Origin of the sequence: Motilimonas sp. 1_MG-2023 (assembly GCF_030547455.1) — a bacterium.
Lineage (GTDB): Bacteria > Pseudomonadota > Gammaproteobacteria > Enterobacterales > CBDFNC01 > Motilimonas.
The window spans coordinates 1-11,893 of the sequence record NZ_JAUOPX010000068.1 but is presented as its reverse complement, the minus strand read 5'-3'; the positions used below and the strand labels follow the sequence as shown (position 1 = coordinate 11,893).

Below are 11,893 nucleotides of genomic sequence, written 5' to 3'. Positions count from 1 at the left end.
CCACGGGTTGATGGTCCACAAATCGCCATTGTTACCGGCCCAGAGGGTGAAGAAATATTTTGTGACGAGCATGGCCGCGTTAAGGTGCAATTTCCATGGGATCGTTATTCCAACAACGACGAAAACGCCAGCTGCTGGGTACGCGTGTCTCAAGGTTGGGCCGGCACCCAATACGGCATGATGGCCATTCCGCGTATTGGCCACGAAGTGATTGTCAGCTTTTTAGAAGGCGATCCCGACCAACCGATCATCACAGGTCGCACTTATCATGCCACCAACAAGCCACCTTACGCCCTGCCCGAGCATAAAACGCGCACCGTGCTGCGCACCGAAACCCACAAAGGCGACGGCTACAACGAGCTGCGCTTTGAAGACGAAGTGGGCCAAGAAGAAATTTACATCCACGCCCAAAAAGACTTCAACAGCTTGATTGAAAACGACCAAGCCGAGCAAATCAAACGTGACCAACACAGTGAAATTGACCGCGATAGCTTTAAATTGATTAAGGGCAACCAGCATCACACGGTTGACGGCGAAAGCCGTCTACACACTAAAGGTGAACAGAGCTTAGTGATCAACGGCAGCTTGCATATTAAAGCTGGCCAAGCTTGGCTATCAGATACAGGTAACGAGTTGCACATTAAAGCTGGCTCAAAAGTGGTATTAGAAGCCGGCGCAGAAATAACCGTCAAAGCCGGCAGCAGTTTTATCAAAGTCGATCCCGCTGGCGTGCATATTAAAGGTCCGAATGTAAATTTGAATTCGGGTGGAAAGAAAAGCAGTGGCAGCGGGTATGGTGGAAAGGTGGCGCAGTTACCGATTGAGGTAGAACAAGTTGTAAACCTAACTATTCCCGAGCGGATCCACAAAGAACGTCAGCTTGACACTATCGATGCCAACGTTCCTACAGCACAACTTGGTCAGATACAAACGGTGGACCTAAGTCCCCCCACGAATATCAGCAAAGAACGTCTACTTGCTGTCATCGAGGCCAACGTTCCCGTGGCACAACTTTGCCAAAAACAAACAGACGGCTCTTGTCCGCTAGCAAGCTGTCCCTGTCGCCCCCAATAGGATTAGACTATTGAAAACACCAGATATTGACCATACAAAATATAGCCTCTTATTGGTCGAAACAGCTCAGGTCACTGATTTTCTATATCAAATATATACGCTTTCACCCCTTTGTCAGTGGGGCTATTTGTATAAAGGAACCCCATTGGACCACTTGAAAGAACATGGACCCATATGGATCGAGGTAGAGCAAGATTCCCCAATATTACAGCATCAACAGAAAGATCTTCATTGGCGAGCAAATAGTTCACTTGTTAGTAGCCTTCAAGTTGATAGAACAAAACTCATGGCTCACTTAAAAGGTCTAGTCACCATACACACAACAAGCGGTGAGCATTGGCTATTTCGCTATCACCACCCTAGTGTTTTAATGAAAATAAACCAAATATTAACAGCACAAGAGCGTAGCAATTTCACCGCTGAAATCATGTCTATTCACTATGAACACTACGACCATAGTGAACGTATTTGGCGTGCATCAAACATAACAGCTACAGAAACGCCTAAAACCTCTAACACACTTAGTCTTAGTCCCAATTCAATGGAGCACCTTCTAGCATGAATGATACCTACCTAATCCAAGAAGGTGACACACTGAGTGTATTGGCTCAAAAATTCAATACCAGTACAAGCGCACTGCAAAATCTCAACTCCGAGCAAATAAAAAATATCCACCTGATTATTGAAAACAATACACTCGTCGTGCCGCAGCAACTCGACAACAGTAATATTGATCATCCCCCCGTCACCCATACAGACACTAAATTGCTCAGCCAAACTCAATGCACTCAAGTTGAGTATACGGAAGTAATGTATTTTCCGGAGCATCATGAAACCAAGAAACCAACGTGGTTAGCGCTTACTAAAGAAGCAGTAAACCTGATCCTACAAGAGGATGCGCAATGTCGATCAAAAATAGTAAAAGGTGATAAGGAGGCAACCTTAACAGGCCTAACTGAACTAGGGATAATGGACCAATTTAATAGCCTTTATCACGAGTTTTTTTTGCCCAAGAAAGATAAGCCGCTATATCAAAAAGCCTTACTCGACTTATTTTCTGTGAACAAGGCTTTAGATGAAAATGTAATTTGGGTACCACAAGATTACCAAATAGCTCGAGAAGAGTTTCAATCCCTTAAAACAAAGTTCAAGCTCGAGGAATGCACCTCTATAGGGACATTTAGTATTCCTAGATGTCCCTCTGAAGAAGAATACAACTCTCGCATAATTAAAACGCGAATTTACCGTAAAGCATTTCGGCAACACCAAATCAATGTACGCGATAAAATTCAGCAGCGCGTTAAAGATTATGAAACGAGTGCTAAAAAGAGGGCAAGCAAAACCATTTTCAAAGAAAATGGCGTTAGCTTAAAATTTGCTTTTTACCCAAAAGGGGAATTTTATACTTCTGATACCGACCTGAAGCGTTATCAAGCACTGAGGGATCTTATCAGGCATCGCAAAAAATTGATGCCCAATGAACTTGACAGTAAAAACTCCATCACATCAGCCACTAAAATAATAGATATAGGCGAAATATTTGAGCTATACGAAGATATAGAGAATGACTATAAAGCATTTAAACATTTTAGTGGGGAAGAGTGGATACTGCGCATGCGTCTGCAACAAGACCAACGCAGAACCGGCAGTCAGCTTCGTTTTTTTACCACCCTTTATAGCCTTAATCAGTTTGGCGTGATATTAAAAGAACAAGCCTTATCAAAAGACGAGCTATTTAAACATCATAAAACGGTGGATAAAATTGACTTCACCAAGCTAGATGACAAGACTCACTATAACGCCATCATGGCCATCCAATATGAAGAAATTGGTTACTATTGCGCTCGAAAAGTATACCTCGCCACACTAAAAGAAGCCGCAGCAAGGATAGGTGACTTTAGCGCGCTTGTCGGCACCGCGATTAATAATAAAACCTCTTATGTAAGCACCCTTTTGAATACATCGTTGCGCGCATACGCAAGAATTACTGCGCTAAAAGCCTTGGCTGAACAAAACGTAGTGCAAAAAAACCTTCATTTACATTTCCAGCCTTCGGCCCCCTTAGCGCACTCAGAAAGCGACGTGCCAATATCACTGCCTCTCGAGCAAAACCAACTAGTTTGGGATGAATTAGATTGGCAACCAACCAATAAGGCCCAGCACTTCTTTGCCGACCCAGGTATCAATAATACTCGCATTGTTGAAGGCTACTTGAGCGGAAATAACGGTAAAGTAAGCTATTGCCGAAACACCTTAAACGCCATTAGCACCACCGCCAAGAATTGTGGCCACGCCCAAGTCATTACGCCTTTTACCCCCAATGTAAAAAAAATGGAAGACGTAAAAATAGGCGGGCTAACACTCAAAGAAACATCCGCAGAAATCGAACTGCTCAACAAAAAGTTTGCCGAGCACAGCGCAGCATTATCCAATAAGTATCAGTTTTACTGGCGTCACGACACCCGCGACTCCACTTTATTACCCCCGATGGCATTAGAAGTAGGCGGCCAGGCCCAATTTTTCCGTTTTAGTACTGGCCAAGAAATCGGTAACAATGCCAGCACTTCGCTACAACACTTACAACTGGGCAACCATAAACTGTCGGCCAACTTCGATGTCTTCAGGGGCGCTTTGGGCGGTCAATTAACTTATCCTGATGCACCCGATGGTGGCAAGCTTGAAATTCCCTATTACATTGACAGAGAGGGAAAGGTAGAAATGGACCAGTTCGACATTGGGCACTATAAATTACAATTAGCCTTCAATGTTGGCGGCGCATTGGGCGTGAGTGTCGCGCTCGGCACAGAAATCCAAATAGGGCCGGTTGAAAGTGCTGCCGGGCAGCGTGGGCTTGGTATTCGTGGCACCGTACCCAACACCACTGATTTACCCGCCTATCGTCAAACGTCCAGTCATGGCCCGCTTCCCGTATACCAAGCAAATCCAGACGGTAGCCGCAGCCAAACCTACGCGCTGGGCGGCAGCGCCGAAGCGAAAGCGTTTGCTGGTATCCAATGCGGCGGCAGTGTTAATTTTGACTTTCAATGGCGCCCGCCTGTTACCCGCTCACACAGTAACAATCAACAGGGGTTTCGCTCACTTGTGGCAGCTAGCGCCGGCGGTGAGGCCAAGGCTGGGATAGGTGGCAGCTATAAATTACAAATAGCCTATCACGATGGCAAATTCATTATGCTGACCTCATTATCGGGCACCCTTGGCCTCGGCTTTGGTGGCAGCGTCGGCCTAGAAATATCGCCACTGGTACTGGACGACATTATTTATCAACTGCTGCTTATCACCAAACAACAAGGCTTTAGAAAAATTGCCTTTTGTAGCACAGACGATGCGCAAGGGATTGAATCAGATACCTTTAACGCCATCAACAAAGTGCTCACCATCATGCTAACCTATCAGCTTAAGGCCAGCCAAATCATGTTGCTGCCATTTCGGATGCTGGATGATTTGAGTGCGGATGCGAAAATGGAGAAAAACGCGCCATACATTGCAAGGTACTTCACTAGTCAAAAAGTATCTATATTGCGTGAAGCGCAAAAATGGATTGAGCCCATGTACCCCGAAACCTTGGCCGCCATCTTGAAGGTATTAACATATCGTCACGACTCCAATTATTTTGGTGGGCCATCTAATGAGGACCAAGCAAAAAACGCCCTACAACGAGAGGCCATTATTAATATTTTAAAGTGGTTATCCGTAGACTCAAGCGACCCGAGTGAAAATGATAAACGCCAATTTGAAGAAACCATGCAACGCATCACCTTAGCGCCCAATGAAACCATGGACAAAGCCAAGCAATGGGATTATTACGTTAAAGGGCTAGTACAATTGCGGGAGTTTTTTGTTAAAGAACCAAGCTCTAGAAATCAATACATTGAACTCATTGAATTGTTTTATTTACTAGGGGCCAATATCTACGTCTACCAGTTCGACCAACCCAGCACCATCACCCGTGGCGCAACCCAAATTGATTACGACAAGGCTACCTTGCGCGCTTATAAAGGTGCAGACCATAAAAACACCCCAGAATTTAACCAACTAAAACACGCACGCCGTGTACCTTGGACCATAGGTAAAGCCGTATGACACCGTTACTTAAACTCCTTAAATGGTTGACCATCCTAACAACCCTATTCTTTGGGCAAGCGACCTTTGCCTCCGTAGAGGAAGGATTGGCTTTACTACAGCAAGATGAAATATTTCTTGCCATCGATGCTATGCAACCCGAGATAGGTGCAGAAGATCCTGAGGCACTCTTTTGGCAAGCGCGCATTTATATGAGCATGGGTGGCATGGAGAGGTTTGAGATAGGGCGCCTCCTGTTGCGCTCAGCAGAACAAGGCTACCCCTGGGCCATGATGAACTTGGTTGAAAGTGATTATGAACATTGTCGTTATTTCATGCTCCCCTGCGACGACAAATGGTTTGATAAAGCCATTGAAAAATGGCAACAGCTTGCTGCCAACGGCGACGGCAAAGCCATGTTTATGCTGGCTAAACACAAAGACACCTGGCGTAAATACGTGCCCTACCTAGCTCACCGCACCCGCGTTGCACAATATGAACAGGCCCTTGAGATGGGCGCAAACAGAGCGGCCATCGCGTTATACAACGAGCTGTCCCAACACCAAGATATCAAAGACCCTGCGATTAGAGAGCAAGCTGTTAAATACCTAACGGTAGCTGCCGAACGTAACTATGCCCCCGCAATGGTCGAACTAAGCCATTTTGAAGACATTACCGGCAAAAACGATAAAGAACGCTACTTACGACAAGCTATGGAATTAGGTTTTGCCGAAGCGGCTTCATTGCTAGCAGAGCCTTACGCTTGGGTTGACAGTGATGAACCAGGTGGCATTGGCTACAAGGTAAAAACAGATAACACCCCTGAAGAATGGGAAAAATATTACACTTTATCCAAAATAGAAGAAGGATTAGACACTAAATATGGCACATCGCTTGCCCGAGAACGGCTGTTTTCAAATAAACTTAAACCCGAAACAATGGCAAAGCTAGATCAAGAAGTTGCGGAGTTCTTAATCAAAGTAAAACCCAACCGTTTTTACGACGAGACCAATTTATATTAAGACAGCCGTTTGAATCCCATCTCCCATGCAGGCGGCAGTGTTAACTTTGATGTGCAATGGCGCACGCCAGTGACGCACCTGCACAGTAATAATCAACAGGGTTTTCGCTCGCTTGTGGCTGCTAGCGCCGGCGGTGAGGCCAAGGCTGGGATAGACGGCTTTACCCGAGACCTTGGCTGCCATCTTGAGGGGATTAACATATCGTCACGACTCCAATTATTTTGGTGGGCCATCTAATGAGGACCAAGCAAAAAACGCCCTGCAACGAAGGGCCATTATTAATATTTTAAAGTGGTTATCCGTAGACTCAAGCGACCCGAGTGAAAATGATAAACGCCAATTTGAAGAAACCATGCAGCGCATCACCTTAGCGCCCAATGAAACCATGGATAAAGCAAAACAGTGGGATTATTACGTTAAAGGGCTAGTGCAGCTTAGGGCGTTTTTTGTGGCTGCGTTTGATGACACAGATGATTCGAAAATACTTGATAATATTAAAAGGAACTATGACACGCTTATTAAACGGATTAACCTCCTCGGCACCAACATCTACGTCTATCAATTCGGCCAACCCAGCACCATCACCCGTGGCGCAACTCCAATTGAATACGACAAGGCAATCCTGCGCGCTTATAAAGGTGCAGACCATAAAAACACCGCAGAATTTAACCATCTTAAACACGTTCGCCGTGTGCCTTGGACCATAGGTAAAGCAATATGAAGCCGTTATTAAAACACCTTAAATACTTGTCCATCCTAACAAGCCTATGCTTTGGGCAAGCGACGTTTGCCTCCGTAGAGGAAGGGCTGGCATGGACACAACAGGGAGAATGGTGGGAAGCTGAGCCGTTATTTTTAGAGGAAGCAGAGAAAGGCAATCCAGAGGCTATGTTTTGGTTAGCAAAAACACAAATGCGCATGGGTGGAGAAAGGATATTCACGCTTGGACGATGGATGGAAGAGTCTGCAGAGCAGGGTAACCCTTGGGCTATGATTGAATTGGTAGACGGCCCAAACACCTACTGCAGTTTTTTTATGCTCCCCTGCGACGACAAATGGTTTGATAAAGCCATTGAAAAATGGCAACAGCTTGCTGCCAACGGCGACGGTAAAGCCATGTATATGCTCGCAAAACACAAAGACACCTGGCGTAAATACGTGCCCTACCTCGCCCACCGCACCCGCGTTGCACAATATGAACAGGCCCTTGAGATGGGAGCAAACAGAGCGGCCATCGCGTTATACAACGAGTTGTCCCGACATCAAGATATCAAAGATCCTGCGATTCGAGAGCAAGCGATAGGATATCTAAAGATTGCTGCAGAGCGTGGCTATGCGCCAGCGATGGTTGAACTATCGAGTCTGTACCAATCAGACAAGGACAAATCCCTTTTATACTTAAAGACAGCGCTATCACTTGGTTACCCTGAAGCTGCATCAGTCCTCGCGGGTAATTACTACCTAAAGGACAATCGAACAAAGAGTGAATGGGAAGAGTTCTATAAATATGCAAAAATACTCTTTGAATTAGGGGATAGTTTTTATGATTACCAACTCAAAGGGAACTACTTTAAAAGTGCCCTACCTACTGAGACAATTGCCGAGTTAGACCAAGAAATTGAAGACTTCCTAACCAAAGTCAAACCCAACCGCTTTTACGATGAAACTAATTTATATTAAGGCCACAGCTTGAATCATATCGCCCATGCTAATTACCTTTCTAGGTTGCCGTTAGCCAGCTCAAACCTTTGTTCCTTGGACCATAGGTAAAGCAATATGAAGCCGTTATTCAAACACCTTAAATACTTGTCCATCCTAACAGCCCTATGCTTTGGGCAAGCGACCTTTGCCTCCGTAGAGGAAGGTTTGGCTTTACTGCAGCAAGATGAAATATTTCTTGCCATCGATGCTATGCAAACCGAGATAGATGCAGAAGATCCTGAGGCACTCTTTTGGCAAGCGCGCATTTATATGAGCATGGGTGGCATGGAGAGGTTTGAGATAGGGCGCCTCCTGTTGCGCTCAGCAGAGCAAGGCTACCCCTGGGCCATGATAAACTTGGTTGAAAGTGATTATGAACATTGTCGTTATTTCATGCTCCCGTGCGACGACAAATGGCTTGATAAAGCCATTGAAAAATGGCAAGAGCTTGCTGCCAACGGCGACGGCAAAGCCATGTATATGCTGGCCAAACACAAAGACACCTGGCGTAAATACGTGCCCTACCTAGCTCACCGCACCCGCGTTGCACAATATGAACAAGCGCTTGAGATGGGCGCAAACAGAGCGGCCATTGCGCTATACAACGAACTGTCCCAGCACCAAGATATCAAAGACCCTGCGATTAGAGAGCAAGCACTAGGCTATTTAACTACCGCCGCCGAGCGCGGTTATGCGCCGGCAATGGTTGATTTCTATAATTTTGAAGAGAGTCTCGGCGTAGAGAAAGTTAAATCCTATTTAAAACAAGCAACTAACCTAGGCTATGGTGACGCCTCGTTTTATTTAGCAGTGATCTATGAGGATCTTGAAAACAAAACCGCAAAAGATTGGGAAATAATTTATAAATACGCCATGCTTGCAAGAAAATTAGATCCATCTGGTCGTAGAAATACTCTTACCTATATCGATTTCGATGAAAAGCTCTCTCCCTCTACAATAGCTAAACTAGATCAACAGGTGGCTAATTTCTTAACCAAAGTAAAACCCAACCGTTTTTATGATGAGACTAATTTATATTAAGGCCAAAGCTTGAATCATATCGCCCATGCTAATTACCTTTCTAGGTTGTCGTTAGCCAGCTCAAACCTTTGTTCCTTGGACCATAGGTAAAGCAATATGAAGTCGTTATTAACACACCTTACACTTCTAGCCATCATGCCATTGTTATTCTTTGGTCAAGCTGCCTTTGCATCGGTGCAAAAAGGGCTAGCTTGGACACAACAGGGAGAATGGTGGGAAGCTGAGCCGCTATTTTTAGCAGAAGCAGAGAAAGGCAATCCAGAGGCTATGTTTTGGTTAGCAAAAACACAAATGCGCATGGGGGGGAAAGGATATTTACACTGGGACGATGGTTGGAGGCGTCAGCAGGGCAAGGAAATCCATGGGCAATGATTGAGCTGGTTGACAGCCCCAACACCTATTGTGGCTTTTTCATGCTCCCTTGCGACGACAAATGGTTTGACAAAGCCATTAAAAAATGGCAAAAGCTTGCTGCCAACGGCGATGGCAAAGCCATGTATATGCTGGCCAAACACAAAGACACCTGGCGTAAATACGTGCCCTACCTCGCTCACCGTACCCGCGTTGCACAATATGAACAAGCGCTTGAGATGGGAGCAAACAGAGCGGCCATTGCGTTATACAACGAGCTGTCCCGACATCAAGATATCAAAGATCCTGCGATTCGAGAGCAAGCTGTAAAATACCTAACAGTAGCAGCTGAGCGCAACTATGCCCCAGCAATGGTAGCGCTAAGCCATTTTGAAGATATCATCGGCGAAGCCGACAAAGGACGCTACTTACAGCAAGCTATGAAGCTAGGTTTTGCTGAAGCGGCTTCATTGCTAGCAGAGCCTTATGCTTGGGCTAACAGTGATGGCTACGAGGTAAAAACAGATAACACTCCTGAAGAGTGGGAAAAGTATTACATACTGTCCAAAATAGAAGAAGGATTAGACACTAAATATGGCACATCTCTTGCCAGAGAACTTCTCTTTTCAAATGAACTCAACCCCGAAACAATGGCAAAGCTAGATCAACAAGTTGCGGAGTTTCTAACCAAAGTTAAACCCAACCGCTTTTACGATGAGACCAACTTATATTAAGGCCACAGCTTGAATCATATCGCCCATGCTAATTACCTTTCTAGGTTGCCATTAGCCCACTCAAACCTTTGTGCCTTGGACCATAGGTAAAGCAATATGACACTATTACTTAAACACCTAAAGTGGTTGACCGTCCTAACATCCCTATTCTTTGGGCAAGCGACTTTTGCATCCGTAGAGGAAGGGTTAGCATGGCTACAACAAGGCGAGCGAGACCTCGCCCTTGAAGCCATGCAGCCGGAGATAGCAGCTGAAGACCCAACGGCCCTTTTTTGGCAAGCGCGTATTTATATGAGTATGGGCGGCATGGCAACATTTGAAGTTGGCAGGATACTGCAGCGCTCGGCAGAGCAAGGTAACCCTTGGGCCATGATTGAATTGGTTGACAGCGCTAGCACCTATTGTGGCTTTTACATGCTCCCTTGCGACGACAAATGGTTTGATAAAGCCATTGAAAAATGGCAACAACTCGCCGCCAACGGCGACGGCAAAGCCATGTATATGCTGGCCAAACACAAAGACACGTGGCGTAAATACGTGCCCTATCTCGCCCACAGCACCCGCGTTGCACAAGCGGCCATTGCGTTATACAACGAGCTTTCTCGACATCAAGATATCAAAGCCTCTGCGATTAGAGAGCAAGCTGTAAAATACCTAACAGTAGCAGCTGAGCGCAACTATGCCCCCGCTATGGTTGAACTATCGAGTCTGTACCAATCAGACAAGGACAAATCCCTTTTATACTTAAAGACAGCGCTATCACTTGGTTACCCTGAAGCTGCATCAGTCCTCGCGGGTAATTACTACCTAAAGGACTATCGAACAAAGAGTGAATGGGAAGAGTTCTATAAATATGCAAAAATACTCTTTGAATTAGGGGATAGTTTTTATGATTACCAACTCAAAGGGAACTACTTTAAAAGTGCCCTACCTACTGAGACAATTGCCGAGTTAGACCAAGAAATTGAAGACTTCCTAACCAAAGTCAAACCCAACCGCTTTTACGATGAAACTAATTTATATTAAGGCCGCTAACCATTTGAGTAACATCGCTCATCGTGTTTATCTCGCAATGCTGTCATTTACCGGCATCAATCGCCGCGAGCCTTGGACCATAGGTAAAGCCGTATGACACCATTACTCAAACACCTTAAATGCTTGACCATCCTAACAACGCTATTCTTTGGGCAATCGTCTTTTGCCTCCGTAGAGGAAGGATTGGCTTTACTGCAGCAAGATGAAATATTTCTTGCCATCGATGCTATGCAACCCGAGATAGATGCAGAAAATCCTGAGGCACTCTTTTGGCAAGCGCGCATTTATATGAGCATGGGTGGCATGGAGAGATTTGAGATAGGGCGCCTCCTGTTGCGCTCAGCAGAGCAAGGCTACCCCTGGGCCATGATAAACTTGGTTGAAAGTGATTATGAACATTGTCGTTATTTCATGCTCCCCTGCGACGACAAATGGTTTGATAAAGCCATCAAAAAATGGCAACAGCTTGCTGCCAACGGCGATGGTAAAGCCATGTATATGCTGGCCAAACACAAAGACACCTGGCGTAAATACGTGCCCTATCTCGCCCACCGCACCCGTGTAGCACAGTATGAACAAGCGCTTGAGATGGGCGCAAACAGAGCGGCCATCACGTTATACAACGAGCTGTCCCAACATCAAGATATCAAAGACCCTGCGATTAGAGAGCAAGCACTAGGGTATTTAACCATTGCCGCAAAACGAGGTTATGCGCCCGCGATGATAAAGATATATAACTTTCATCAATACATAGGCATGGACAAGGCTAAGGTACAGTTTGCGTATTAACATGAAGTCGATCGGTTAATAACATCGATGCCGATCACTTGTACTCTTCTTTGTAGAACCTTTTTT

At 45.5% G+C, this 11,893-nt stretch carries 11 protein-coding genes; all 11 read left to right on the top strand.

Features of this window, described 5'->3' with window-relative positions:
- A partial coding sequence (locus Q4519_RS20765; protein ID WP_303515695.1) for a type VI secretion system Vgr family protein occupies positions 1–1,074 on the top strand: 1,074 nt, incomplete at its 5' end.
- Between the two features lie 10 nt (positions 1,075–1,084).
- Positions 1,085–1,636, top strand: a complete 552-nt coding sequence (locus Q4519_RS20760) for a DUF4123 domain-containing protein (RefSeq protein ID WP_303515694.1) — start codon at positions 1,085–1,087, stop codon at positions 1,634–1,636.
- Positions 1,633–5,175, top strand: coding sequence for a LysM peptidoglycan-binding domain-containing protein (locus Q4519_RS20755; protein WP_303515692.1), 3,543 nt, complete (start codon positions 1,633–1,635; stop codon positions 5,173–5,175). Before Q4519_RS20760 ends, Q4519_RS20755 begins: the two co-directional genes overlap by 4 nt.
- Positions 5,172–6,176, top strand: a complete 1,005-nt coding sequence (locus Q4519_RS20750) for a hypothetical protein (protein WP_303515690.1) — start codon at positions 5,172–5,174, stop codon at positions 6,174–6,176. The genes Q4519_RS20755 and Q4519_RS20750 overlap by 4 nt, the downstream gene beginning before the upstream one ends.
- A gap of 184 nt (positions 6,177–6,360) precedes the next feature.
- A complete protein-coding gene (locus Q4519_RS20745) occupies positions 6,361–6,897 on the top strand; it encodes a hypothetical protein (RefSeq protein ID WP_303515688.1) in 537 nt (178 codons plus the stop codon).
- Entirely contained in the window at positions 6,894–7,856 is a 963-nt protein-coding gene (locus Q4519_RS20740) for a hypothetical protein (RefSeq protein WP_303515686.1), read from the top strand. Before Q4519_RS20745 ends, Q4519_RS20740 begins: the two co-directional genes overlap by 4 nt.
- A gap of 96 nt (positions 7,857–7,952) precedes the next feature.
- Positions 7,953–8,918 carry a hypothetical protein gene (locus Q4519_RS20735; RefSeq protein ID WP_303515683.1) on the top strand — a complete coding sequence of 322 codons (966 nt, stop codon included), beginning with the start codon at positions 7,953–7,955 and terminating at the stop codon, positions 8,916–8,918.
- Between the two features lie 96 nt (positions 8,919–9,014).
- On the top strand, positions 9,015–9,290 hold the full coding sequence (locus tag Q4519_RS20730; protein WP_303515681.1) for a hypothetical protein: 276 nt from the start codon (positions 9,015–9,017) through the stop codon (positions 9,288–9,290).
- Positions 9,287–10,003 carry a hypothetical protein gene (locus Q4519_RS20725; protein WP_303515679.1) on the top strand — a complete coding sequence of 239 codons (717 nt, stop codon included), beginning with the start codon at positions 9,287–9,289 and terminating at the stop codon, positions 10,001–10,003. The genes Q4519_RS20730 and Q4519_RS20725 overlap by 4 nt, the downstream gene beginning before the upstream one ends.
- A 96-nt stretch (positions 10,004–10,099) precedes the next feature.
- Entirely contained in the window at positions 10,100–11,029 is a 930-nt protein-coding gene (locus Q4519_RS20720) for a hypothetical protein (protein WP_303515678.1), read from the top strand.
- Positions 11,030–11,131: 102 nt separating this feature from the next.
- Entirely contained in the window at positions 11,132–11,827 is a 696-nt protein-coding gene (locus Q4519_RS20715; protein WP_303515676.1) for a hypothetical protein, read from the top strand.
- Positions 11,828–11,893: the final 66 nt, after the last annotated feature.